Below are 25,320 nucleotides of genomic sequence, written 5' to 3'. Positions count from 1 at the left end.
GTGGCGGAAGCGAGGCAAAAAAAGCACCCTTCCCAAAAGCTTCACCGATTCTCCATATAATTGGATCGAGAAGTACCTTTGTAAGCAAGGATTAATGTAATGACCGACACGATCGACAGCCGCCTAAAAAATCTGGGCATATCTTTGCCCGTCGCCGCAGCACCCGCCGCAAACTACGTGCCCTTTGCGCAAACCGGCCCGCTTTTGCTCACATCGGGGCAATTGCCGCTGGAGGATGGCAAGCTGGTGCATACCGGTCGGGTCGGTGACAAGCTGGCGGTCGCCGAAGGTCAGGTCGCAGCGCGAGCCTGCGCCGTCAACATTCTTGCACAGGCCAGGGCCGCACTCGGCGACCTCAATCGCATCAAGCGGATCGTGAAAATTACCGTTTTCGTATCTTCCACTCCCGATTTCGTGGAACAACATCTCGTAGCCAACGGTGCGTCCGATCTGCTCGTTGCCGTTCTGGGTGATGCCGGTAAACACGCACGCTCCGCCGTAGGCGTCGCAAGCCTGCCCCTCAATGCCCCGGTCGAGGTCGAAGCGATCATCGAGGTAGCCTGATATGTCCGCCATCGACTGGATCAAAAAGCGTCCAATCGCCCATCGCGGCTTACACGACCTCAATAAGCACCGCTGGGAGAATACACTTTCGGCATTCGATGCGGCGGCCAGGGCCGGTTTCGCCATCGAATGCGACGTGCACCTGACACGTGACGGCGGTGTCGTTGTTTTCCACGACGATGACCTGAAACGCCTCGCCGGGCGCGAGGGCCGCATCAGCGATCTGATGCTGGCGGAAGCCACTGCGCTGACGATTGGCGGAACTGCCGATCATGCGCCGACGCTTCGCCAGATGCTTGATCTCGTCGATGGCCGTGTGCCGCTGGTCATTGAACTCAAAGGCATCGAAGGGCGTGACGACGGTCTGGTCGCCGCGGTTGCCAAAGAACTCGCCTCCTATAAGGGCGAAGCCGCGATCATGTCTTTCGATCATCACCTGATCCGGCGGTTCAGTTCGGACGCTCCGGGAATTCCCGGTGGCCTGACCGCGGAAGGTACACGCACTGAGGATTTCGAAAGACATTTCTCGATGCTTGCGCACGATATTTCCTTCGTGTCCTACAATGTGCATCATCTGCCCAATCCGTTCGTCACTTTCGTTCGGGAAAGACTGAACATGCCGGTGATCAGTTGGACTGTCCGCGACCGCGAGATGCAAAAGCACAGCGACCTCAATGTCGATCAGATCACGTTCGAAGGCTTTGACCCACGCGCCCTTGTCGCTTGACGATGGCAGGCTGAGCGCCCCAAACCGGGCACGATAGCCGTAAAGGAACAGCGGTGAACCACGAAGACCCGCGAAATGAACAGAGCTTCGCTCTCCGTGTCGTTGAGGGTATCAGCGATTTCACGGCGGACGAATGGAACAGTCTTGTCGGGGCTTCCCGGCAGGACACGGATTATAATCCGTTCATCACGCATGAATTTCTATCGGCCCTGGAAAAATCCGGTTCCGTTTCGCGGCAGGCAGGCTGGCTTCCGCGCCACTTGCGCCTTGAGGACGATAAAGGGCATCTCATAGGAGCCGTACCCAACTATCTGAAAAGCCACAGCCAGGGCGAATATGTTTTCGACCATGGATGGGCGGATGCATTCGAACGGGCCGGAGGCCGCTACTATCCGAAATATCAGGCGGCTGTTCCCTTTACGCCCGCGACCGGTCCGCGACTGCTTAATCACATCGGCTATGATGCCGAGCCGGTTCGCCTGGCATTGGCAGGCGGATTGCGGGAACTGACCGATCAAAGCGGCGTATCGTCGGCGCATGTCACATTTGCCCGCCCCGAAGAAATCACAGCGTTGGAGCGGGCCGGATTTCTCCATCGAACCGATCAGCAGTTTCACTTTAATAACAAAGGCTTTTCAAGCTACGATGATTTTCTGGAAGAGCTTATATCCCGCAAGCGCAAAGCACTTAAAAGGGAGCGCCGGGAAGCACTGTCGAACGGCATCCAGATCGACTGGCTGACGGGCAGCGATCTGACCGAAGCAATATGGGACGATTTCTTCGCCTTCTACATGGACACAGGTAGCCGCAAATGGGGCCGCCCCTACCTGAACCGCGAATTCTTTTCCCTGATAGGCCAAAGCATGGCGGAGGACATTCTGCTCGTGATGGCAGAACGCGACGAACGCTACATAGCGGGCGCTATCAATTTCATAGGTGCGGACACGCTTTACGGTCGCCACTGGGGATGCATCGAGGATCATCCCTATTTGCATTTTGAGGTCTGCTACCATCAGGCGATAGACTTCGCCATTGACCGTAAACTTCGCATCGTTGAAGCCGGAGCGCAGGGGGAGCACAAGATCGCACGCGGCTATGTGCCTGTAACCACGCACTCCGCACACTACATCGTTCATGACGGTTTCCGAAATGCGATCCGCGACTATCTGGAACATGAGCGCCGCGAAATGGAGCAGATTCAGTCTGCTCTGGAAGAACACTCGCCCTATCGGGCAAGCCCGGTCTGACCATCTTGCCGGACACGATCCGATAAGGTCTGATCCGGCAATAATTCCCATTGGAGAGAATCGCATGTCCGCCACCTATGACGACACCAATATCTTCGCCAAAATCATCCGCGGTGAGATTCCGTCAACGCGTGTTTATGAAACGGACGATGTCGTGGCTTTCATGGATGTGATGCCACAAGGCACCGGCCACACGCTTGTGGTGCCCAAGGCACCGTCGCGCAATCTGCTCGATGCCAAGCCGGAAACACTCGCGGAAGCCATTCAGACCGTGCAGAAGATCGCTCAAGCCGTTAAAAAAGCATTCGATGCCGATGGCGTCACAATCATGCAGTTCAACGAACCAGCCTCCGGCCAGACTGTCTATCATCTGCATTTTCACGTCATCCCACGCTTCGAAGGCGTCGCGCTCAAGCCTCATACTGGACAGATGGAAGACCCCGCAGTTCTTTCAGCAAACGCTGAAAAAATTCGCGCAGCACTCTGAAAAGATTCAAATATTCAAATTGTAAGCAGACCGGCCACGAGCAGGATTTCCGCAACGGCAATACCGACAAGCAAACGCTTGCCACTTGCAAGAAAGGCGGCAAATCCTGCGGCCGCGGAACCGATACGCAGCCAGATCGGTGAACTCGCCAGTTCGCCATTTGGGTAGAGAATGAGCTGAGCGATAACGCCCGCGACCAGCGCCGTCGCAATACAACGCACAAGCACAAGCGCCTCGGAATCCTCCCGGACCCGACCGCCAACCACAACGCCAATCACCCGAAAAAAATAGGTCGGCAACGCACCGGCCAGCAAGATGAACAGATATGGCCACCACCAGCCGGAAAAGCTGTCCCAGGTCATTGCTGTGGCTCCCGACGATATCGATGAAACATGAAAGCGATCAGCCCGCCGAGAAGGCCGATGATCAAAAGATCGTAGCCCGGCGCCAGGTAATGAAAGAGCGGGAACAGCACTATCCCTGCGATCATTGCAATCTGTCCTGCCAACTCCCTGGCTGAACGCCAGAGCGAAGTCAGGAAATACATCGGCGTCAGCAGGAAAAGTGCGGCAAAAACAATCGGCGGGAAAGATGCCGAAAGTGAATAGACGATCGCCACCACCAGCGCGTTCGTCCCAACCAGAACTGTACCGATCCCCGCAAAGTAGCTCGTGCGCATATCGCGGGGTATCCGGCGCAGCTCTTCCATGGCCATGACCCAGGCTGTGACAGCGACAAAATGGCAAAGCACGGCCAGTGTGAGCTTGCGCGTTTTCGGTCCCTGTAGTTCCGGCAGAAGCGCAATGACCATTGGCATCAGGCGCACCGACGACAGCCCCACGGCAAGGGCTATGGCAGGAAGACTTACGCCGGCACTGATCGCACCGATCAGCACGACTTTCGCTGGCAAGGCCCAGATTGTGAGCGTCATGAACACCGCCTGGGCAACGGAGATACCGCTTTCTATCGCAAGTCCCGAAAACCCGATGAACGAACTCATCAACAAGACTGCGGGAATGCTGCAAATTCGCGCCCCCCCACGCAGAAACCACCGAATGCGACGATGATCTTCTAAACCAGGGGCTGCGGGTTGGCTGGAATGAATCGGTGACATGCGTCCACGTTAGAACAACTGCTCAGAAAGTGGCATCCGATATTCACGAATTTGAGTTGAAAACATTCAGATATGATCAGGTTATCGAAAAAAAGGCCCTCGAAAAGGGCCTTTTTCCTGATTACTTCTTACGTGGTACCTTCGGTACGGAAGACTTGGGAGTCGACGCTTTCGGCGCAGTATCTCCCCTGCCCGCCAGCACTTTTTCCTTCTCCGCTTTTTTCGGAGCAGCCTTCTTGCGCTGCGGTAGTTTCTTGTCAGCCGGAATATCCTTCTTCGGATTGACCGGCTTGTCAGACACGCTTTCGAGCGAAAGATCGGTCTTGCCGTCCGGCTTGGTCACGACGTCCACACGAACCGTGCCGCCATGCTTGAGCTTTCCGAACAGCACTTCGTCCGCCAGAGGCTTCTTGATGTGCTCCTGAATAACCCGACCCAGCGGACGCGCGCCCATACGCTCGTCGTAACCCTTGTCGGCAAGCCATGCAATCGCGCCTTCAGTCAGTTCGAAGGTAACTCCGCGTTCTGCAAGCTGGGCTTCGAGTTGGAGAACGAACTTCTGAACGACCTGATGAATGACCGGAACCGGCAGCGGACCGAACGGAATGATGGCATCGAGACGATTGCGGAATTCCGGCGTGAAGAGCCGGTTGATCGCCTCCATGTCATCGCCTTCGCGCCGCGTCGAGCCGAAGCCGATTGCCGCCTTTGCCATGTCCGATGCGCCTGCATTAGTGGTCATGATCAGGATCACATTACGGAAATCGATCTTCTTGCCGTTGTGATCGGTCAGCGAACCGTGATCCATCACCTGCAGCAGAATATTGAACAGGTCCGGGTGAGCCTTCTCGATCTCGTCGAGCAGAAGCACGCAATGCGGATGCTGATCCACACCGTCGGTCAGAAGACCGCCCTGATCGAAGCCGACATAGCCGGGAGGTGCACCAATCAGCCGCGAGACGGTATGGCGCTCCATATATTCCGACATGTCGAAACGCAGGAGTTCCACACCAAGCGAACTCGCCAGTTGCTTGGCAACTTCCGTCTTGCCGACGCCAGTCGGGCCAGAGAACAGATAGGAACCGATGGGCTTATCCGGTTCCCGCAGGCCGGCGCGAGCCAGCTTGATCGACGCCGAAAGCGCCTCGATGGCAAGGTCCTGACCGTAGACGACCCGCTTCAGCTCGGCGTCCAGATGCGACAGAACCTGCTCGTCATCCTTCGATACCGATTTGGGCGGGATACGGGCCATCGTCGCAATGGTCGCTTCGATTTCCTTCACGCCGATAGTCTTCTTGCGCTTGTTTTCCGGCAGAAGCATCTGACTCGCGCCGGTTTCGTCGATCACGTCAATTGCCTTGTCGGGCAGCTTGCGATCCGAAATATAGCGCGCCGACAGTTCCACCGCCGATTTGATGGCATCGACCGTATATTTGACCTTGTGGAAATCCTCGAAATAAGGCTTCAGCCCTTTCATGATTTCGATCGTATCCGGGATCGATGGCTCGTTGACATCGATCTTCTGGAAACGGCGTACAAGCGCACGATCCTTTTCGAAGAACTGGCGATATTCCTTATAGGTCGTCGAACCGATGCAACGGATCGCGCCAGAGGAAAGCGCGGGTTTCAGCAGGTTGGATGCGTCCATTGCACCGCCGGAAGTAGCGCCGGCACCAATGACGGTATGAATCTCGTCAATGAACAGGACCGCACCCGGAAACTCCTCAAGCTCCTTCACGACCTGTTTCAGGCGTTCTTCAAAATCGCCGCGATAGCGGGTGCCGGCCAGAAGCGTGCCCATATCGAGCGAGAAAATCGTCGCATCGGCCAGAGCCTCGGGCACCTGCCCCTCGACAATCCGCTTGGCAAGACCTTCCGCGATGGCGGTCTTGCCGACGCCGGGATCGCCGACATAAAGTGGATTGTTCTTGGAACGGCGGCACAGAACCTGGATCGTCCGGTTGATTTCGCTATCGCGACCGATCAGCGGATCGATTCGTCCGGCTTTGGCCTTTTCATTCAGATTGATGCAATAAGCGGACAAAGCGTCCTGCTTTTTCTTTGCACTTTCTTCCTGCTCGCCGCTTGCGCGTTCCTCGCTCGGACTCTCGGCTCCACGGGGCGGACGAGCCTCGTTGCCTTGCGGACGCTTCGAAATGCCGTGCGAAATATAATTCACGGCATCGTAACGGGTCATCTGCTGTTCCTGCAGGAAGTAAGCAGCGTGGCTTTCCCGTTCGGCAAAGATGGCGACGAGTACATTGGCGCCCGTGACTTCCTCACGATTGGACGACTGCACATGGATAACCGCGCGCTGAATAACGCGCTGGAAGGCGGCGGTCGGTTTGGAATCCTCATCGTAGCCGGTAACGAGATTGTCGAGTTCGCGATCGATATAGTCGGTCACGACACGCCTCAGATGCTCAAGATCGACGCTGCAGGCGCGCATCACTGCGCCCGCATCCTGATCATCGATCAAGGCAAGCAGGAGGTGTTCGAGCGTCGCATATTCGTGATGCCGCTCGTTTGCTATTGTGAGGGCTTGATGCAGAGCCCTTTCAAGGCTGGGGGAGAACGATGGCATATGACCTCACTTTTTCTCCATCACGCATTGCAGCGGATGCTGGTTTTGGCGGGCGAAATCCATGACCTGGCTGACTTTGGTTTCGGCGACCTCATAAGTAAATACGCCGCACTCGCCGACACCATGATTGTGAACATGCAGCATGATGCGCGTGGCATCATCCTGGTTCTTCTGGAAAAAACGCTGCAGGACATGAACAACGAACTCCATCGGAGTGTAATCGTCATTAAGGAGCAGGACACGGTAGAGGCTGGGTCTCTTGGTCTTCGGCTGAGTGCGCGTAACCACAACGGTACCGTTTTCCGGACCATTCCCGCCATCGGTCTTGCTCTGCATGACTGTATCGAGATGCCTCATGATACCTGTAACCCGAATGCCCATCTGTCTGGCCCTGCTTGCCCTATTATGTAGGTCGTCATGTGGTGATTTTAAGCCCTTCATTGCCACTTGCAACCGGGACTTATTGCAATAATGAAGCTTGTCACACTTATATGAAGCTACCCCAAGACAGCGATAAAACAATTTACACGCGAAACGGTGAAAAATATTCAATTCATATAATATAGATCACAATAATTGACGACCAAAACTCACCCAAACATGAACGGGTAACAATTTGCCGTTTCGCGCCCCTTGGAAATTACTATAATGTCGCTGCAATTGGATAATCAGCAATACACATAAAAGCTATTAAAAGAATATTTTCAGAACCTAGCTGTTTTTTCTAGGCCGCGGGTTCCTCTTCCCCCTTAAAAGGCGGCAAAACTAAACTCGCGCAAGCGAGTTTTTTTCCGCCCGTCCCGCCCGGATAATTTTCCTCGCTCCTCATCGCATATTCGTGCGCTGTGGCCTCCTGCACCATTCGGATCCCAGCTTCCTCGAAATTGCGGCCTCAATTTTTTTCCAAAATTTATGAACGGAGCGGTTACCATAAACGGATTGGTAACGCTGATAGCATTAGGATGACCGAATTAGACACTGTGTGCCATTTGTGCCGCAGTCCAAAAAATCTGGAATACAGGTAGGTCATCATCGTGCGTACCGCATTTAGTAAAGTCGCATACGCCTTGAAAAGAGCGGCACAAGCCACCCTCCTTTTGGCAGTGGTAACGGGGTGCTCGACGGCCTCGACAACGAAGCCGGCAATAGCAGCCAGCAAAAAATACGCCGCAATCGTCATCGATGCGAACAATGGCAAAACGCTTTTCGCCGCAAAAGCGGATACGCAGCGTTATCCGGCCTCGCTCACGAAAATGATGACCCTGTATATGCTGTTCGAAGCAATGCACGCCGGTCGAATTACCAAGGATACGCGCATTCCGATCTCGGCCTATGCGGCGTCTCGTCCGCCAACCAAGCTCGGTTTTCGTCCCGGACAGACCATCCGTGCCGAAGATGCAATCCTGGGCATGGTCACCAAATCGGCGAACGACGCCGCGACCGCAGTCGGTGAATATCTCGGCGGTTCGGAAGAGCGTTTCGCGCAGATGATGACAGCAAAGGCCCGTCGCCTTGGTATGCGCAACACTACGTTCCGCAACGCTTCCGGCCTGCCCAATATGGCTCAGCATTCCACGGCGCGCGACATGGCGCTTCTGGGTATTGCACTGCGACAGCATTTCCCGCGTGAGTTCGATTACTTCTCGCGCCGTTCCTTTGCCTATCGTGGCAAGACCATCCGCGGACATAACCGCGTGCTCGATCGGGTTAAAGGTGCAGACGGCATCAAGACCGGCTACACCAATGCCTCCGGTTTCAATATTGTCACATCCGTTCAGCAAGACGGGCGCAGTGTGATTGCCGTCGTGATGGGCGGCAATACGGCAGTTGCTCGCGATGCCCATGTGGTTGAACTCGTCCGCAAGTATCTACCAAAGGCCACTCGCAGCCGTAACGCTGAACCGTTGATCGCAATGCGCAACGATGCTCCTCAGGTCGTCGCTTCAATCGATCTTCCCAAGGCCAGGCACGCGCCGGTGCCGGTTTCGCGTCAGGTTGCAGCAGTCGAAGACGTTATCGGCGAAGGCGACAGGGACGAACCGCAGATGCTGGCTCTGGTCGCTCCGACGACCCGCCCGGCGGCTCTCGCCGCGCAAGCCGCCGTACGCCCAACGCCCAAGGCTGCAATTCCGTCTGCGCAGGCTCAGGATGTCGACCCGGTTACCACCGCATCCGCCCCGGTTTCCGGAGGATGGGCCATTCAGATCGGCTCCTTGCCGAGTGAGGGGCAGGCCCGCGACGTGCTTGCCAAGGCATCCGCCACGGCCAGCGGCACATTGCGTGCGGCATCGCCCTATACAGAAACCTTCAACAAGGGCAACGCCACTTTCTATCGTGCCCGATTCGTAGGCTTCAGTTCCAAGCAGGCTGCATGGGATGCCTGCGCTTCATTGAAGAAGAAAAACTTCGGCTGTTACGCCGTCGCGAACTAAAGCATGTCTCCCGAAAGTGGGAACCGGTTTCGGGATAAAGACATGCGTCAAAAAAACTTAAGGTGTGCCGCCTGAATATGATTGAGCGCGACACGCTTTAGTCGAAAGCGAGGGAATTCGTTCCCTGCTTTCCAGCTTCAAACCCGAATTTGTAGTGCGTAGAGGGTTTCGAGATGTCGAATATGAGAGAAACTTTCGGTCAATCGCCGTTCAGAACCGTCGACTGGGCCTATGATGAGGAAAAGCCTTCTGCATTAGGCGCTCTGTTCTCGGTGCAGGGATTGAAGCAGGCGGCTTCGAAGATCGCCGACGTAAGACGCGGCGCCGGTTTCCAGACACGTGACCTGGTCGGCTTGCTTGTCTGCCATGCGGCCCGCAACAAGCGCCTGGCGCAGCCCCGGGCCTCCATGCGCATGACGCTGCCGGTGAACCACGACAGGGTTTCCGTTCGCCTGACCATCGATGACTGATACAATATTGGTCCGAACGAAAAGGCCCGCCGGGAACCACCCGGCGGGCCTTTTCGCTTTTCCCGACTTGTTTAGTCTCTAAAGCAACCCAAGCGCAGCCAATTCCTGACGCAGTTCCGCCGGCAGGGCGGCCCTGCCCGCTTTACCGGCAGCTTCATCGCGCGGGACTTCGTTTTCATTCAGGTAACGCCAGCCCTGAAATGCTCGGCGCGGCTGCCATTCGGTGGGAATAATCTTCGGCTCAAGAACGAGGTGGCAGCGGTTGACGCCCTCAGCATCGGTAAAGGGGCGCACATCCAGCAAACGCTGGCGGCATTGAACGTTTCCCTTGATAACCCAGTAGAGCGAACCGCCCGCAAGCAATTCATCCATACGCTTCGGCACCATGCGTGTCGTATGGAACTGTTCCGGCATAAGACCGGCAGCGCGCTGCTCCGCAAGGCGGAAATCGATCCATGCTGCGAGATCTTCGATACTGTCGCAGCCGACACAAAGCTTGACGAGGTTGAGAGCCATAAAGCTGATTTAGCCAAGACGAATGCGCGCTTCAAGCCTGAAGCGCAGCAATCCCCCGATGCATCGGCATATATGCGGCCGAGCTCGCAAATCAACAGGCCACGACGTTCACAGCGAGACCGCCCTGACTGGTTTCCTTATAGCGCTCGCTCATGTCGTGCCCGGTCTGGCGCATCGTCTCGATACAGGCATCAAGCGGCACAAAATGCTTGCCATCGCCTTTGACCGCCAGCGACGCGGCCGTAACGGCTTTCACAGCGCCAAGCGCATTACGTTCGATGCAAGGCACCTGAACGAGCCCCGCTACCGGATCGCAGGTCATCCCAAGATGGTGTTCAAGTGCGATCTCGGCTGCATTTTCGATCTGTTCCGGCGAGCCGCCAAGAACCGCCGCCAGACCAGCCGCCGCCATTGCAGAAGCAGAACCGACCTCACCCTGACAGCCAACTTCAGCGCCGGAAATCGAGGCATTGTGCTTGATGACCCCACCGATGGCAGCCGATGTCAGAAGGAAATCTCTAATACCCTTCTGATCGGCATCATCGTGAAAATGCAGATAATAGCGCAGGACCGCCGGCACGACGCCTGCCGCACCGTTTGTGGGAGCGGTTACCACCCTGCCGCCAGCGGCATTTTCTTCGTTGACAGCCATGGCATAGACCGACAGCCAATCATTCGCCATGAGTGGATTGCTGCGATTGTTGCGCCAGTCGTCCTGAAGCTTGTCATGAAGCTGCCGCGCCCGACGGCGGACATTCAGGCCACCCGGCATGATACCGTCACGACTCAGGCCACGCTCGATACAGCCGCGCATCGCACCCCAGATGCGATCAAGACCCGTATCGAGGTCATTGCGAGCCATGTGCTTTTCTTCATTGGCTCGCTTCATTTCCGCGATCGACTTGCCGCTTTCGCGCGCCATTTCGAGCATTTCGGCGGCATTGCGGAACGGGAACGGCACATCGGCCTTAACATCCTGCCTCGCACCGCCGCGCTGGACCCGGCTCAATTCCTCTTCGGTAACGACGAAACCGCCGCCGATGGAAAAATATGCACGGCGCAACAGAAGATTATCGTCAACGTCAAAGGCAGAGAAAGCCATTCCGTTGGCATGGCCGGGCAAGGGCGTCTTCCGGTCCATCACGAGATCGGACTTGGGATCGAACCGATAAGCCGGATGCCCATCCGGTTTCACCTTCTTCTCAGCGAACACCTTCTCGATCTCCGCATCCATGATGTCGGGATCAATCGTATCGGGAAGATGGCCGCACAGCCCCAATATCACAGCGCGGTCCGTCGCATGTCCCACGCCCGTATAGGCCAGCGATCCGTGCAGGCTCGCTTTCAGGCGATGGATTCTTGAATGCGCCGGCCGGGGCCAGTTTCCGCCGATGATTTCATCGAGAAACATGCGCGCCGCAGTCATCGGGCCCATCGTGTGCGAACTCGATGGACCAATGCCAATCTTGTAAAGATCGAAAACCGACAGAAACATTCCACACCTTCTGCAACCGGCCAAACGGCCGACTGATCCCTACTCACAGCACTATCGGCAGCTCGCCCGATTGTCCATTCCAGACAGAATCGGAAAAACCGTCAACGCACGGAAACCGTGCATTCCTATCAGATAAGTGTAGGAAAGGATCGACGCAAACGGAATGCCGAAATGCGGCATCAAATTTCCGAAATACGCAACTCCATCCAGCTGCTAGACGGAGAACAGATAGGCCATGAGGATAACTGCAGCGAGACCAACAACTGCCCAGAGCGTAACGCCCCAGCAGGATTTTTGAACGGTTTCGTCCATGGAAATTTTGGCAACCTTGTTGTGCAACTCTTTTTGGCAGCGTCCTTCACAACGCTGTTACCAGACATATAGCTTCGTGATCGACGAAACGCAACGATGAAAAACGGCCGAATTACGGCAGAAAATTTGCGACGGTCGCCAATCGATATGGAAAGCTGTTTTTAATCAATTAGTTAACTTTCAACAACCTTAACAAAAGCTTTAAAGTGGCGGCAAAAATGGGGCATCAGGGTTGAGGCAGAAGCATATCTGTCTTTCCCGCATACCTGTAGGCGGCAAGGCCGACCCATTCACGCATCGCGACACTGAATCGGGAAAGAGCATCGTTCGGAGATTCCAGATAGATTCTAAAATATTCGCGAGCGCGGGTTTTATAATCCACGGGCCAGGCGACCACATCGAAATCAGCCTTGCGAAAGCAACCGACTGCACGCGGCACATGATAGGCCGAAGTTACCAGAAGCCATGTTTCGCCCGGCTTCGGCTGAGCTAACGCTTTGGAAAAAAGCGCATTCTCCACCGTGTTGCGAGATTTGTTTTCATAGATATAGCGCTCTCCCGAAAACCCCAGATCGCCCAGCATCTGGTGGGTACTGTCGGCCTCAGGAACGGTCTCCTCAAAGAAACCACCCTTTCCCCCGGAGATGACGACACGGGCGTCGGGATAGAGCCTCGCCAGCCGTATTGCTTCGAAAATGCGGTCGGCCGCGCTATTCAGTTCGAAGCCTTTCCGCCCCGCATTGATATCACCGTTCATATAACCGCCCAGAACGACGATTCCATCCACATGGGCAGGCAACGTATCCGGCCTGGCGAAACGATCCTCCAGCGGAGCCAGCATAAGCGCTCCAACGGTAGTGAAGGAAGCAAGGAACAGAAAGGTTGCCGCAAAAACGAGTATACACATCCCCACACGATAAAAACCGCGCCACACCGCCATAAAAGCAACGAAAACAAGAAGGAAGAGAATGCTAACAGGTTGAAAAAACAGCCAGAATATCTTCGAAAGGCTATAAAACAAACGGCTTCTCCAACAGCAAGATTTGCCCTCACGCTCCCATGACCACGAATCCGTGTTCGGCGGAATACTATAGCGCGGCACGCGGGTGTGTTAGAGAATCGCGTGGAATCGCACGCTATCCAGCCGGAAGGAACCATGTCTATCACCACGACAACGGATACCAAACCTGCCGCTCGACTGGGGCGTATCGACCTTGCGCGCGCAATCGCACTGATCGCGATGGCAATCTATCATTTCGGCTGGGACCTTGAATTTTTTGGCTATATGGCCCCCGCCACGACCGCCCATGGCGGATGGAAGCTCTTCGCCCGCTGCATTGCATCGAGCTTTCTGTTTCTTGTCGGCTTCAGTCTGGTGCTGGCGCATGGCAATGCCATCCGCTGGAAGCCCATGAACAAAAGGCTGGTGCAGATCGTTGCAGCGGCCGCCGCAATATCAGCCGTCACATGGTATATGTCGCCGGATAGCTTCATCTTCTTCGGCATACTTCACCAGATCGCCTTGGCGAGCGTGCTCGGGCTTCTCTTTCTGCATCTGCCGGCTGTCGCAACGCTTGCCGTCGCTGCATTCGTTATCAGCGCACCGCTCTATGCGCGCGCCGATATATTCAATCATGCCATCTTGAGCTGGGTCGGCCTTTCAACTGTCGCGCCGCGCTCAAACGATTATGTACCGCTTTTCCCGTGGTTCGGAGCCGTTCTGATCGGCATAGCGACCGCGCGCATTTTCCAACGATTCGGCTGGCTGAAACTACTGGCTGGAGGGATCGGAAACGAGTCCATCGAAAAGCCGCTTACCTTCATCGGCAAGCACAGTCTGGCATTCTATCTCATTCACCAGCCGGTTCTGATCGCACTGATCTACGTGTTCTCCCAGCTCATGCCACCAGCCCGGCCCGCGCCGAGAGAAGCATTCACGCAATCCTGCGTCGCAGCCTGCACGCAGAATGGAAGCGAGCAGCTTTGCAGGCAATTTTGCGGCTGTGTGGTGAGCGAACTGGACAAGGCGAACCTGTTCGATGACGTGTTCACGGGAAAGATCGACCAGCAGAACAGTAGCGAAGTCCGGGATATCGCACAGATGTGCTCGCCTGTGCCTGACGAAACCAGAGATTAGAGCGCTGATCTGGTTCAAGCAGATCGAGACGCGTTCCAGAGCATGTCTCCCGAAAGGGGGAACCGGTTTCGGGAGACATGCGTCAAAACAAAAACTCAAAGCGTGTCGTCTGAATATGATTGTATCCGACACGCTTTAGTGGATTGAATTTGATGTTTGAAACGGCATCTCATTCAATCGGGATTCAAACGTCAAATTCAAAAAATCCACTAGGTATTCACGCCAAGCTCGGCAAGACGCTCGATACAGGATTCTTCGATCTGATCGAGTTCGCCGAGTGTTTCATCTATATCGCGTCGCTTCTGCCGGAGATCGTGACGCTTTTCCTCTATGCGCTTCATAAGAAGTTTGAGCTGCCCCGTTTCACCGGGCGGCTCGCGATACATCTGGATGATTTCATGGATCTCCGCGATGGAAAAGCCCAGCCGCTTGCCGCGCAGAATCTGCTTCACGAGATGGCGGTCGGAAGGTCGGAAAAGCCGCGTGCGCCCACGTCGGACAGGAGAGATCAATCCCTCGTCTTCATAGAAACGCAACGTCCTCGTTGAGATACCGAATTCTCGCGTCAGCTCTGTGATCGTATAATATTCACGCACCGCACCATTCCTACCGTCTACCAAGCGGACTGATGTTGTGCTCCTGCATTTACGTAAAAGTCAACATTAAACCGATACGACTAAAATACATCTGGCTATATTGGGAGAAAAATTGAGAATTTTTGAAACAATTTGCGTCGCGCAACAGCTTTCGGCGAACGATCTGATTTTCCTTCGCGAGACCGATGAAACTGCCGGAATTCTGAACCGGCTCATGATCATATTACCGGCGAAACAGGCCATGATTTCAATTTGATAGGAACTAGCTCGCTGCGCCAGCCATTTTCACCGAATGCGGCTTGCCATCATGTTGCCACTCATGCGTTATGAGCTTGCATCGAACAATAAAGAATGGCGATTCATGCGGCGCTCGATAAAATTTACCTTGATCGGACTTATCGTCATCGCGCTAGCGGGGAGCGCTCCTTTTGCAATCGAACCGATTGTGGTCAAAATCGGTGAGAACTCGATTCGCCAACTCGCGAGAGACGGAAATTTCTGTGAGAGCGAACAATGCGATGAAGGTGTGACCTATGTCCTCGGCTTTCTCGAAACGAATTACGGTCTCTCGCCTCACGATGTGAAATGGTGTATGGGGGTCGATGTGATTTCACATTACGAATTGCCCTTCGGCAACGGACTGAAAACCTCCATAACGGACAGGATGTATCAACGCTGCGGCGACCCCAACAAGGATGAACCGGCAGGTGATTATACAGACGAGTAGAAGACCGGTTACGTCATGAAATTATTTTTGCGCGCCTGTGCCTGGCTGGTGCTTCTCGCCATCCTGGCCGTCACGATCAGCCCGATACAATTTCGACCGATCACAGGCGAGCCGGTAGATCTTGAACGGTTCGCGGCATTTTTTATGGTAGGCACTTTGTTCGCCCTCGCCTATCCTCGCCATTGGATGGCCGTACTATTGCTGACCGTGGGCTGCGCGGGTGCGTTTGAGCTTATGCAGCGGCTCGCGCCGGGTCGTCACGGCGAGTTTCTGGACTTTGTTTTCAAAGCCATCGGGGCGATGTTTGGCATCGTGGTTGGATACGGACTAAGCCGCATCTACCCCTTCCGCGATAAAAGCTGCTCCGGCGGCTGAAACAGATCGGCTCCATAGTCATTCGCCGCTGATAAAACGTCGCAATATTCAGCTATGCGCGCCATCTGTCGATGGAACCGAATTCGAGTTTGGCCGTTTCTCCGATATCAATTCAACGGAGACTGGAAATGGCCGACGAAAAGATGACGAACGACATTCAACAGGCTCTCGAAAAGCAGATCGCCGACATGCGCGCCGAACTCAAGCGCCTTTCCAGGTCGCTCGCCGCACATTCCGGTGACTTCCGAGACCGCGCAGAGGATACGATGGACGATGTTTCAGGGCGTGTGCGTAGCGCTGCCCAGGCCATGCGCGAACGCGGCCATGCCGTCGCGGATACGGTTCGCGAAAATCCGGGGACGGCCACGACGCTTTTTGGCACCGCGGGCATCGTCGGCATTCTGATCGGCATTGCTATCGGCTGTGCAATTTCCTCGGACCGCCGCTAATTCCGCAAATTCTTCTACCAACGGCCCGCACTCTCACAGCGCGGGTTTTGCGGCTTTACGGATGTTACCGCGCCTGTTAATCCTCCACCCATTGGCAATCCGCCACCGGTCGCAGCCTACCCGGTCAAAACAAGGATAAGCGCAAAATGCGCTGCAAAGCTGTGCCGTGGCTTTAGAAAGACACGCAAATGTCTGAAAAGACGATATACTCCGATCTCACGCAGCTTGGCTCCAGCACATCTGTCCCCCAGCGCCCGGAAGATGCTGTTCTGGAACGCGTTGCAAACCCTCAAGCCGATACACCTTATTGCGTGCGCTTTACCGCGCCGGAGTTCACCTCCCTTTGCCCGATGACGGGACAACCCGACTTCGCGCATCTGGTGATCGACTATGTGCCGGGCGAGTGGCTGGTTGAAAGCAAGTCACTTAAACTTTTCCTGTTTTCGTTCCGCAATCACGGTGCTTTTCATGAAGATTGCACGGTCACGATTGGCAAACGTCTCATCGATCTGCTGGAGCCGGAATGGCTTCGTATCGGCGGCTACTGGTATCCGCGCGGCGGCATCCCCATCGATGTATTTTACCAGACCGGAGCCGCACCGCAGAATGTCTGGATACCTGAACAGAATGTGCCCAGCTATCGGGGTCGTGGCTAAGGTGCGCCGCAATCTAATTGCCGCCTCTGGTGTGGTAGATTTGAAGTTCCCACCACTTGAATGGCGGCGGTCCGCTTCGGAAGGAATACCAATGAAAAAGCTTGTCATTCTCGTATCGCTGGCTGTTCTTTCCGGGTGCGGCGGCGCCGGTAAGGCGGCAATGGATGCAGGCAAGGGCTTTGACCGATTCGCCTGCATGTCGCGTAACCTCAAGGGCGAACCGCCCTGCCCGTCGCCTGCGGACGGTACGACGCAAAATGCGCAATAAAGCGCATCCCGAAAGCGTGGCACGGTTTTCGGACAAGATGCGCATTAGAACAAACTGAGACGCGCCGATCTGATCCGATCAGACCGCGACGCGCCCAACGACAGAAACCGGAAAAGGAGGCCGATGATGGCTATCGAACCGAAGGACGTTCTCGATTTCTGGTTTTCCACCAGGATGCGCGAGAACTGGTTCAGCAAGAGCGACGAAATAGACGCGGAAATCTGCGAAAAATTCACGGCTGCCTACGAAGACGCGCGCGCAGACAGGATGGAACAATGGAAACAGCAGCCGGAAAGTGCGCTCGCGCTCACCATCCTGTTCGACCAGTTTCCGCGCAATATGTTCCGCGGTTCCCCGCGTTCCTTTGAAAGCGACGGGCTTGCCCGCGATGTCGCGGCACAAGCGCTCGACCACGATTTCGACCGGCAATTATCGGCAGAACAGCGCCAGTTCTTCTATCTGCCCTTCATGCACAGCGAACATCTCGGCGATCAGAAGCGCTGTATCGACCTCTATGAAAAACTGGGCGACGAATATTCGCTGGGCTATGCCCGCCAGCATCACGACATCATCGAACGTTTTGGCCGTTTTCCCCACCGCAACACGATACTGGGACGCGATACCACCCATGAGGAATCCGAGTTCCTCAAGGAACATGCAGGCTTTTGACCTCTACAAGAGCCTGTAGGGCAGAATTCCACGGCGGTCGTGATCGACCGCCAGCCTGCTTTTCAGCGGCGGCACGGCACGCTGGACGCACTCGGCCCGATCGCAGATACGGCAGGAAACACCAATCGGATCGAATGCCGAACGCATGGTGATATCCAGCCCATCCGCATAGACGAAATCCCCCGCATAGGCGACTTCACATCCAAGCGCGATTGCATAACGGCGCTGCGGAGCATGGAAACCGCCCTCGCTCTTGGTAAGTTCTGTCGCGACGCAGAGATAGCGCGCGCCATCCGGCGTTTCCGCAAGCTGGCGGATGATGCGTCCCGGCGTCTCGAATGCTTGGTGCACATTCCAGAGCGGACAGGCCGCGCCGTAGCGCGCAAATTGCAGCTTGGCGGCACTGTGGCGCTTGGTAATGTTCCCCGCCCTGTCGATACGAGCAAAAAACACCGGCACGCCGCGCTGGCCGGAGCGTTGCAATGTGCTCAGGCGATGCGCAACCTGCTCCAGGCTTGCGCTAAAACGCGAGGCCAGCAGTTCCAGATCGTGGCGCAGCTCCTTCGCCGCTGAAAGAAATGTCTGATAAGGCAAGACCAGCGCACCGGCGAAATAATTCCGCAATCCGATTTTGCAGATCTCCACGGCCTCAGCCGAGCGAAAATCCGCGCGTCGCGCGATTGTCGTCACAAGCTCTTCCATTTCCAGTTCCGCAATCTGGAATGCGATCTGGAAATTGCGTGTCGAAGCGGGCGAATAGGGATTGAGATAAAGCACCCGTGCAACCGGATCGAAGCGGCGTAAAATCGCTTCATCCGGGTTGGCTCGGGCAACATGGACGCGGTAGCGCTCTTCCATATATTGCGGCAGTGCCAGACTGATGTCCCGTGACGGGATTTCCAACTCATTGGCCAGCTTTTCCGCTGCAATATCAAGTTCATGCACATAATTATCGATAAAGTGAAAGAAGTCACGGACTTCTTCATAGGGGGCCGGCTCCGCGACTGATGGCGCACGACCGAGTTGGCTGTCGAGGCTTGCAAGCTGCTCGCTGTTGCGCCGATAAGCCTGATGACAGGCAATCAGCGCATGGGCGAGACCGGGGGCATTCTGCGCCACAAGCTTTAGCTCTTGCAGGTTTGGCTTGTAATTATCGAAGACCGGATCAGCCAGGGCTTCTGAAAAAGCTGAAAGCAGCCGGTCATCGTCACCAAGGGAAATGGCGCCTATATCGATCTGATAATTCTCGGCAAGCGCCAACAGAACAGCGGCAGAAACCGGACGCTGATTGTTTTCGATCTGATTGAGGTAACTCGTTGAAATTCCGAGACGTTCAGCGAAACCGGACTGGGTCGCCTTATGCTGCTCGCGAATATCGCGAATCTTCCTGCCTACATAGAGCTTCTTAGGTGCCATGATGATGTGCCGTGTTTTGCAAATTCGCAATTCGCGATTTGCAAATTTATAAATTACACAACCGCACCTTTTCAAGCTTTCAGAATGCGGCATACTGGCTCTAAGCATTCAGACAATATCTCGCAATTTCATAGCTTTCCAAGGTCATAGCGAATGCAGGAACTTATCGAACAGCTTGAAGCACGTCGCGCGGAGGCCCGTCTCGGCGGCGGCCAGAAGCGCATCGATGCGCAGCACGGCAAAGGCAAGCTCACCGCCCGCGAAAGAATCGAAGTGCTTCTCGACGAGGGATCGTTCGAAGAGTTCGATATGTATATCACCCATCGCTGCACCGATTTCGGCATGGAAAAGCAGAAAGTAGCCGGTGACGGTGTAGTGACGGGCTGGGGCACTATCAATGGCCGTCAGGTCTATGTGTTCAGCCAGGATTTCACCGTTCTGGGCGGTTCGCTGTCCGAGACCCATGCACAGAAAATCTGCAAGATCATGGACATGGCCGTGAAGAACGGGGCGCCGGTTATCGGGCTCAATGATTCCGGCGGCGCACGCATTCAAGAAGGCGTGGCCTCGCTTGCCGGTTATGCGGATGTGTTCAAGCGCAACGTCGACGCCTCTGGCGTCGTGCCGCAGATTTCCGTCATCATGGGGCCCTGCGCCGGCGGCGCGGTCTATTCCCCGGCCATGACAGACTTCATCTTCATGGTCCGCGACAGTTCCTACATGTTCGTCACCGGCCCCGATGTCGTGAAAACCGTCACCAACGAGATCGTTACGGCGGAAGAGCTTGGCGGAGCTTCTACCCACACCAGAAAATCGTCAGTTGCCGACGGTGCCTACGAGAATGACATCGAGACGCTGGAACAGGTGCGCATCCTGTTCGACTTCCTGCCGCTCAATAATCGGGAGAAGCCGCCCGTACGGCCTGTCTTCGATGACCCGACCCGCCTCGAAATGCGGCTTGACACGCTGATCCCCGATAGCGCCACCAAGCCCTATGACATGAAGGAATTGATCCTCGCGCTTGCAGATGAAGGCGATTTCTTCGAAATTCAGGAGGCTTTCGCCAAGAATATCGTCACTGGCTTCATCCGCATGGACGGCCAGACCATCGGCGTGGTCGCCAACCAGCCGATAGTGCTGGCCGGATGTCTTGATATTGATGCTTCACGCAAGGCTGCGCGCTTCGTGCGTTTTTGCGACGCCTTCAACATTCCGATCCTGACACTGGTCGACGTTCCGGGTTTCCTGCCGGGCACGGCACAGGAATATGGCGGCGTGATCAAGCACGGCGCGAAATTGTTGTTTGCCTATAGCCAGGCGACCGTTCCGATGGTGACCCTCATCACGCGCAAGGCCTATGGCGGTGCTTATGACGTGATGGCGTCCAAACATATCGGCGCCGACATCAACTATGCGTGGCCGACCGCCGAAATCGCGGTCATGGGCGCCAAGGGCGCCACCGAAATCCTCTATCGCTCGGAACTTGGCGACAAGGAAAAGATCGCCACCCGCACAAAGGAATATGAAGAGCGCTTTGCCAATCCGTTCGTGGCGGCGGAACGCGGCTTCATCGATGAAGTCATCATGCCGCATTCCTCGCGTCGCCGCATTGCTCGCGCCTTCGCCGCACTGCGCAACAAGCAGCAGAGCGCGCCATGGAAAAAGCACGACACCATTCCGCTGTGAGATTGCTACGGGTACGATAAAAATGATCAAGAAAATCCTCATTGCCAATCGCGGCGAAATCGCGTGCCGGGTCATCAAGACGGCAAAGAAAATGGGCATCGCCACGGTCGCCGTCTATTCCGACGCAGACCGCAACGCATTGCACGTCAAGATGGCCGACGAGACCGTGCATATCGGCCCGGCACCGTCGAACCAGTCCTATATCGTCATTGACAAGATCCTCGCTGCCATCAAGGAAACGGGCGCGGATGCCGTGCATCCGGGCTATGGCTTCCTGTCGGAAAATCCGCGCTTTGCCGAAGCTCTGAAAGCCGCCAATGTCACCTTTATCGGCCCGCCGGTAAATGCCATCGACGCCATGGGCGACAAGATCACCTCCAAGAAGCTGGCAGCGGAAGCAGGCGTTTCCACGGTTCCCGGTCATATGGGGCTGATCGAAGATGCCGAAGAAGCGGTCAACATTGCCGGTTCCATCGGCTATCCGGTGATGATCAAGGCATCGGCTGGCGGCGGCGGCAAGGGTATGCGCATCGCGTGGAACGATGCGGAGGCCCGCGAAGGCTTTCAGCTATCGCGCAATGAGGCAAAATCCTCCTTCGGCGACGACCGCATTTTCATCGAAAAATTTGTCACCCAGCCGCGCCATATCGAAATTCAGGTTCTGGGCGACAGCCAAGGCAACGTGATCTATCTGGGCGAACGCGAATGCTCGATCCAGCGCCGCAACCAGAAGGTCATCGAGGAAGCGCCCTCGCCCTTCCTTGACGAAGCAACGCGTAAAGCCATGGGCGAACAGGCCGTGGCGCTGGCCAAGGCCGTCGGCTATTACTCCGCCGGCACGGTGGAATTCATCGTCGATGGCGATCGCAATTTCTACTTCCTCGAAATGAACACCCGCTTGCAGGTGGAGCATCCGGTAACGGAACTCATCACCGGCATCGACCTTGTGGAAGAAATGATCCGCGTCGCCGCAGGTGAAAAACTGCGTTTCACACAGGCCGATGTAAAACTCAACGGCTGGGCGATGGAAAGCCGTCTCTATGCGGAAGATCCCTATCGCAACTTCCTGCCCTCCATTGGCAGGCTGACGCGCTATCGCCCGCCGGTTGAAGGCCGCAACGGCGACGGCACGGTGATCCGCAACGACACCGGTGTGTTCGAGGGTGGCGAAATCTCGATGTATTACGACCCGATGATCGCCAAGCTCTGCTCATGGGGCCCGGATCGCAAGGCAGCCGTCGATGCCATGGGCAATGCGCTCGACGCTTTCGAGGTGGAAGGCATCGGCCACAACCTGCCTTTCCTTTCCGCCGTCATGGATCACCCGCGCTTCCGTGAAGGCGCGCTGACGACAGCCTTTATCGCGGAAGAATATCCCGATGGCTTCTCAGGCGTCACGGTCAGCGAAGACGATGCGCGGGTGCTGACAGCGGTTGCCACACAGATCAATATCGTCGTCGCCAAACGCAATGCCCAGATTTCCGGCAGGCTGTCCAAACAGGAACAGTCCGCGGCCACCGACTGGGTGGTAACGCTCGGCGGCTATGCTCTGCCGGTGCGGGTCGGCGAAGGTGAAGGCGGCACGACGGTTAACTTTGCCGATGGAGGCAGCCTGCCGATTGCAAGCGACTGGCATCCGGGCAGCCATCTTGGTTCCTTCACCGTCAGCGGCAAGCCGATCGCCGTCAAGGTTTCACGCTCCGGCAGCGGCTGGCGCCTGCGCTGGCGCGGCATGGATGTGACTGCTCATGTGCGTCGACCGCATGTGGCGGAACTGGCGAAACTCATGCCCGTCAAACTGCCGCCCGATACGTCGAAGATGCTGCTCTGCCCGATGCCGGGCGTCATCACCTCGATTCTGGTCGAGGAAGGCGCTACTGTGGAAGCCGGTCAGCCGCTCGCCACAGTCGAAGCCATGAAGATGGAAAACGTGCTGCGCGCCGAGCGCCGCGCCACTGTCCAGCGCATCGCCGTCGAAGCAGGAGCAAGCCTCGCGGTCGATGAACTGATCATGGAATTCGAGTAATCCTTCGCCCTCGCCCTTCGAGACGGCGCTTCGCGCCTCCTCAGGGTGAGGGTGTGATGTCCTCCCATCCTCATCCTGAGGAGCCATCGAAGATGGCGTCTCGAAGGACGAGGATGGAGCCAATCATATGGAGAATAGCCGATGACGCAGAAAACCCGTGCAGACTGGGAGGCGTTGGCAGAAAAGGAACTGAAGCGCCCGACCGGCAGCCTCACCTGGCACACGCCGGAAGGCATCGACGTCAAGCCGCTTTACACGGCGGAAGACGTAGCAGGCATCGGCCATCTGGACACGCTACCCGGATTCGAGCCGTTCCTGCGCGGCCCACGTGCAACCATGTATGCGGGACGCCCCTGGACCATCCGCCAATATGCCGGTTTCTCGACGGCAGAGGAATCTAATGCCTTCTATCGCAAGGCGCTTGCTGCCGGTCAGCAGGGTGTGTCGGTCGCCTTCGATCTGGCCACACATCGCGGCTATGACAGCGACCATCCGCGCGTGGTGGGCGATGTCGGCAAGGCAGGCGTAGCAATCGACTCCGTCGAAGACATGAAAATCCTCTTCGACGGCATTCCGCTGGAAAAAGTCTCCGTCTCCATGACCATGAACGGCGCGGTGATCCCGATCCTCGCCAATTTCATCGTCGCCGGCGAAGAACAGGGCGTTTCGCGCGAATTGCTTTCCGGCACGATCCAGAACGACATTTTAAAGGAGTTCATGGTTCGCAACACCTATATCTATCCGCCGGAACCTTCCATGCGGATCATTGCGGACATCATCGCCTATACGGCGACGGAAATGCCGAAATTCAACTCCATCTCGATTTCCGGCTATCACATGCAGGAAGCAGGCGCGACGCTGGTGCAGGAACTGGCCTTCACGCTGGCCGATGGGCGCGAATATGTGCGCGCGGCCCTGCAAAAGGGCCTCAATGTCGATGATTTTGCGGGGCGTCTATCGTTCTTCTTCGCCATCGGCATGAATTTCTTCATGGAAATCGCCAAGCTGCGCGCTGCGCGCCTGCTGTGGTCGCGTATCATGAAGGAATTCGATCCGAAGAAGCCGGGATCGCTGATGCTGCGCACCCATTGCCAGACATCGGGCGTATCGTTGCAGGAACAGGACCCCTATAACAACATTGTCCGCACCGCGTTCGAGGCTATGTCGGCAGCGCTTGGCGGAACACAGTCGCTTCATACCAACTCTTTCGACGAAGCCATTGCTTTGCCAACGGAATTCTCTGCCCGCATCGCCCGTAACACCCAGCTTATTCTCCAGAACGAAACGGGTGTCACCAAGGTGGTGGATCCACTGGCCGGTTCCTATTACATCGAAAGCCTGACCAATGAACTGGCCGAAAAGGCCTGGGCGCTGATCGAGGAAGTGGAAGGCCTCGGCGGCATGACCAAGGCCGTCGAAAGCGGATTGCCCAAGCGCCTCATCGAGGAAGCGGCCACGAAGCGGCAGGCTGCCATAGATAAGGGCGAAGAAGTCATCGTCGGCGTCAACAAGTTCCGGCTGGAACAGGAAGACGAGATCGACATTCTCGAAATCGATAATACCGCTGTGCGAAACTCGCAGATTGCCCGTCTCAATCGCATCAAGGAAACGCGCAACAACGCCAAAGTCCAGGCAACTCTTGCAGAACTGGAAAAGGTCGCGAAAACGGGAGAAGGCAATATTCTGGCCGCTGCCGTCGAGGCTTCCCGCGCGCGCGCTACAGTCGGAGAAATTTCCGATGCGCTGCGAAATATCTTCGGCGATCATGCAGCCGAACCGAAGGTCGTGAAAAAGGTCTACGGCGCGGCCTATAAGGACGAGCCGGAATACCGGACACTCGTCGACCGTCTGGCAGGATTTTCAAGACAGACCGGAGAAACGCCACGCGTGATGGTCGCAAAGCTCGGCCAGGATGGCCACGACCGCGGTGCGAAAATCATCGCTTCCGCTTTCGGCGATATCGGCTTCGAAGTGCTTGCCGGTCCGTTGTTCCAGACACCGGATGAGGCCGCCGACATGGCAATCAAGGCCAAGGTGCATGTACTGGGCGTCTCTTCGCTGGCTGCGGGACACAAGACACTTCTGCCGCAACTTGTCGAAACGCTAAAGGCAAAGGGTGCGGAGAACGTCATCGTCGTCTGCGGCGGCGTCGTGCCGCGTCAAGACTATCAGTATCTGTTCGACCATGGCGTCGCCGCCGTCTTCGGCCCCGGCACCAATGTGCTCGATTGCGCACGGGCAGTCCTTGACCTTATGGAAGGCAAGCGCCGCAATATCTAATTACATCAAATAGATACAAGAGAAACAGGACTCATTTCATGAGACATCTCAGAAGCCGGACGAACAGACCGGCTTCTTCGATTTCCC

The 25,320-nt window shown here is 56.1% G+C and carries 25 protein-coding genes; 16 read left to right on the top strand and 9 right to left on the bottom strand.

The features are described 5' to 3' along the window. Nucleotides 1-99: 99 nt before the first annotated feature. From FHS76_RS08145 to FHS76_RS08130, 4 genes are all read left to right on the top strand, one after another. On the top strand, nucleotides 100-564 hold the full coding sequence (locus FHS76_RS08145; RefSeq protein WP_183650535.1) for a RidA family protein: 465 nt from the start codon (nucleotides 100-102) through the stop codon (nucleotides 562-564). A gap of 1 nt (nucleotide 565) precedes the next feature. Continuing rightward, nucleotides 566-1,291, top strand: coding sequence for a glycerophosphodiester phosphodiesterase (locus tag FHS76_RS08140; RefSeq protein WP_183650533.1), 726 nt, complete (start codon nucleotides 566-568; stop codon nucleotides 1,289-1,291). A gap of 53 nt (nucleotides 1,292-1,344) precedes the next feature. Continuing rightward, the gene (locus tag FHS76_RS08135) at nucleotides 1,345-2,538 is read left to right on the top strand and encodes a GNAT family N-acetyltransferase (protein ID WP_183650530.1); all 1,194 of its coding nucleotides are present in this window, start codon (nucleotides 1,345-1,347) and stop codon (nucleotides 2,536-2,538) included. A 64-nt stretch (nucleotides 2,539-2,602) separates the two neighbouring features. Continuing rightward, nucleotides 2,603-3,025, top strand: coding sequence for an HIT family protein (locus FHS76_RS08130; protein WP_183650529.1), 423 nt, complete (start codon nucleotides 2,603-2,605; stop codon nucleotides 3,023-3,025). A 14-nt stretch (nucleotides 3,026-3,039) separates the two neighbouring features. On the opposite strand, the gene FHS76_RS08125 is transcribed toward FHS76_RS08130, so the two are convergent. The 4 genes from FHS76_RS08125 to clpS all read right to left on the bottom strand — a co-directional run bounded on the left by FHS76_RS08125 (nucleotide 3,040) and on the right by clpS (nucleotide 7,080). After that, nucleotides 3,040-3,387 carry an AzlD domain-containing protein gene (locus tag FHS76_RS08125; RefSeq protein WP_183650527.1) on the bottom strand — a complete coding sequence of 116 codons (348 nt, stop codon included), beginning with the start codon at nucleotides 3,385-3,387 and terminating at the stop codon, nucleotides 3,040-3,042. Next, a complete protein-coding gene (locus FHS76_RS08120) occupies nucleotides 3,384-4,139 on the bottom strand; it encodes an AzlC family ABC transporter permease (RefSeq protein WP_183650525.1) in 756 nt (251 codons plus the stop codon). Before FHS76_RS08120 ends, FHS76_RS08125 begins: the two co-directional genes overlap by 4 nt. A gap of 121 nt (nucleotides 4,140-4,260) precedes the next feature. Then, nucleotides 4,261-6,723 carry an ATP-dependent Clp protease ATP-binding subunit ClpA gene (gene clpA / locus FHS76_RS08115; protein WP_183650523.1) on the bottom strand — a complete coding sequence of 821 codons (2,463 nt, stop codon included), beginning with the start codon at nucleotides 6,721-6,723 and terminating at the stop codon, nucleotides 4,261-4,263. A gap of 6 nt (nucleotides 6,724-6,729) precedes the next feature. Then, nucleotides 6,730-7,080 carry an ATP-dependent Clp protease adapter ClpS gene (clpS, locus tag FHS76_RS08110; protein WP_183650521.1) on the bottom strand — a complete coding sequence of 117 codons (351 nt, stop codon included), beginning with the start codon at nucleotides 7,078-7,080 and terminating at the stop codon, nucleotides 6,730-6,732. A gap of 677 nt (nucleotides 7,081-7,757) precedes the next feature. Here clpS and FHS76_RS08105 point away from each other — a divergent pair. Together FHS76_RS08105 and FHS76_RS08100 are read left to right on the top strand one after the other, a co-directional pair. Beyond that, nucleotides 7,758-9,155, top strand: coding sequence for an SPOR domain-containing protein (locus FHS76_RS08105; RefSeq protein ID WP_183650519.1), 1,398 nt, complete (start codon nucleotides 7,758-7,760; stop codon nucleotides 9,153-9,155). A gap of 173 nt (nucleotides 9,156-9,328) precedes the next feature. Beyond that, nucleotides 9,329-9,625: a hypothetical protein gene (locus FHS76_RS08100; RefSeq protein ID WP_183650516.1), complete on the top strand. Its 297-nt coding sequence runs from the start codon at nucleotides 9,329-9,331 to the stop codon at nucleotides 9,623-9,625. 78 nt (nucleotides 9,626-9,703) lie between these two features. On the opposite strand, the gene FHS76_RS08095 is transcribed toward FHS76_RS08100, so the two are convergent. The 3 genes from FHS76_RS08095 to FHS76_RS08085 all read right to left on the bottom strand — a co-directional run bounded on the left by FHS76_RS08095 (nucleotide 9,704) and on the right by FHS76_RS08085 (nucleotide 12,969). Continuing rightward, the gene (locus FHS76_RS08095; RefSeq protein ID WP_183650513.1) at nucleotides 9,704-10,141 is read right to left on the bottom strand and encodes a DUF1489 family protein; all 438 of its coding nucleotides are present in this window, start codon (nucleotides 10,139-10,141) and stop codon (nucleotides 9,704-9,706) included. A gap of 91 nt (nucleotides 10,142-10,232) precedes the next feature. Continuing rightward, nucleotides 10,233-11,636 (bottom strand): L-serine ammonia-lyase, encoded by a 1,404-nt coding sequence (locus tag FHS76_RS08090; protein WP_183650510.1) that lies wholly within the window; start codon nucleotides 11,634-11,636, stop codon nucleotides 10,233-10,235. A gap of 538 nt (nucleotides 11,637-12,174) precedes the next feature. Continuing rightward, nucleotides 12,175-12,969, bottom strand: a complete 795-nt coding sequence (locus tag FHS76_RS08085; RefSeq protein WP_183650951.1) for a YdcF family protein — start codon at nucleotides 12,967-12,969, stop codon at nucleotides 12,175-12,177. A gap of 135 nt (nucleotides 12,970-13,104) precedes the next feature. On the opposite strand from FHS76_RS08085, the gene FHS76_RS08080 reads away from it, so the two are divergent. Continuing rightward, entirely contained in the window at nucleotides 13,105-14,085 is a 981-nt protein-coding gene (locus FHS76_RS08080) for a heparan-alpha-glucosaminide N-acetyltransferase (RefSeq protein WP_183650507.1), read from the top strand. Between the two features lie 209 nt (nucleotides 14,086-14,294). Here the strand turns inward: FHS76_RS08080 and FHS76_RS08075 are convergent, their stop codons facing one another. Further along, entirely contained in the window at nucleotides 14,295-14,681 is a 387-nt protein-coding gene (locus tag FHS76_RS08075) for a MerR family transcriptional regulator (RefSeq protein WP_183650504.1), read from the bottom strand. 361 nt (nucleotides 14,682-15,042) lie between these two features. Here FHS76_RS08075 and FHS76_RS08070 point away from each other — a divergent pair, with 361 nt between their 5' ends. From FHS76_RS08070 to FHS76_RS08045, 6 genes are all read left to right on the top strand, one after another. Beyond that, nucleotides 15,043-15,408, top strand: coding sequence for a hypothetical protein (locus FHS76_RS08070; RefSeq protein WP_183650948.1), 366 nt, complete (start codon nucleotides 15,043-15,045; stop codon nucleotides 15,406-15,408). Nucleotides 15,409-15,423: 15 nt separating this feature from the next. Next, entirely contained in the window at nucleotides 15,424-15,783 is a 360-nt protein-coding gene (locus tag FHS76_RS08065; protein WP_183650501.1) for a VanZ family protein, read from the top strand. A 128-nt stretch (nucleotides 15,784-15,911) separates the two neighbouring features. Further along, nucleotides 15,912-16,232, top strand: coding sequence for a DUF883 family protein (locus tag FHS76_RS08060; RefSeq protein WP_183650499.1), 321 nt, complete (start codon nucleotides 15,912-15,914; stop codon nucleotides 16,230-16,232). Between the two features lie 188 nt (nucleotides 16,233-16,420). After that, nucleotides 16,421-16,888, top strand: coding sequence for a preQ(1) synthase (gene queF, locus FHS76_RS08055; protein ID WP_183650495.1), 468 nt, complete (start codon nucleotides 16,421-16,423; stop codon nucleotides 16,886-16,888). A 91-nt stretch (nucleotides 16,889-16,979) separates the two neighbouring features. Further along, nucleotides 16,980-17,156, top strand: coding sequence for a hypothetical protein (locus FHS76_RS08050; protein WP_183650494.1), 177 nt, complete (start codon nucleotides 16,980-16,982; stop codon nucleotides 17,154-17,156). 126 nt (nucleotides 17,157-17,282) lie between these two features. After that, nucleotides 17,283-17,825: a DUF924 family protein gene (locus FHS76_RS08045; RefSeq protein WP_183650492.1), complete on the top strand. Its 543-nt coding sequence runs from the start codon at nucleotides 17,283-17,285 to the stop codon at nucleotides 17,823-17,825. 3 nt (nucleotides 17,826-17,828) lie between these two features. On the opposite strand, the gene FHS76_RS08040 is transcribed toward FHS76_RS08045, so the two are convergent. Beyond that, a complete protein-coding gene (locus tag FHS76_RS08040) occupies nucleotides 17,829-19,241 on the bottom strand; it encodes a helix-turn-helix domain-containing protein (RefSeq protein ID WP_183650490.1) in 1,413 nt (470 codons plus the stop codon). 153 nt (nucleotides 19,242-19,394) lie between these two features. Between FHS76_RS08040 and FHS76_RS08035 the strand changes: the two genes are divergently transcribed. The 3 genes from FHS76_RS08035 (at nucleotide 19,395) to scpA (ending at nucleotide 25,233) form a co-directional block, all read left to right on the top strand. Beyond that, the gene (locus tag FHS76_RS08035; protein ID WP_183650488.1) at nucleotides 19,395-20,927 is read left to right on the top strand and encodes an acyl-CoA carboxylase subunit beta; all 1,533 of its coding nucleotides are present in this window, start codon (nucleotides 19,395-19,397) and stop codon (nucleotides 20,925-20,927) included. A 22-nt stretch (nucleotides 20,928-20,949) separates the two neighbouring features. Further along, entirely contained in the window at nucleotides 20,950-22,953 is a 2,004-nt protein-coding gene (locus FHS76_RS08030; RefSeq protein ID WP_183650485.1) for an acetyl-CoA carboxylase biotin carboxylase subunit, read from the top strand. 141 nt (nucleotides 22,954-23,094) lie between these two features. Beyond that, a complete protein-coding gene (gene scpA / locus FHS76_RS08025) occupies nucleotides 23,095-25,233 on the top strand; it encodes a methylmalonyl-CoA mutase (protein ID WP_183650484.1) in 2,139 nt (712 codons plus the stop codon). The last annotated feature ends 87 nt before the right edge of the window (nucleotides 25,234-25,320 follow it).

This window comes from Brucella daejeonensis, assembly GCF_014199265.1.
Classification (GTDB): domain Bacteria; phylum Pseudomonadota; class Alphaproteobacteria; order Rhizobiales; family Rhizobiaceae; genus Brucella; species Brucella daejeonensis.
The sequence above is the reverse complement of the archived record's forward strand: the minus strand, read 5'-3'. Positions and strand labels throughout refer to the sequence as shown.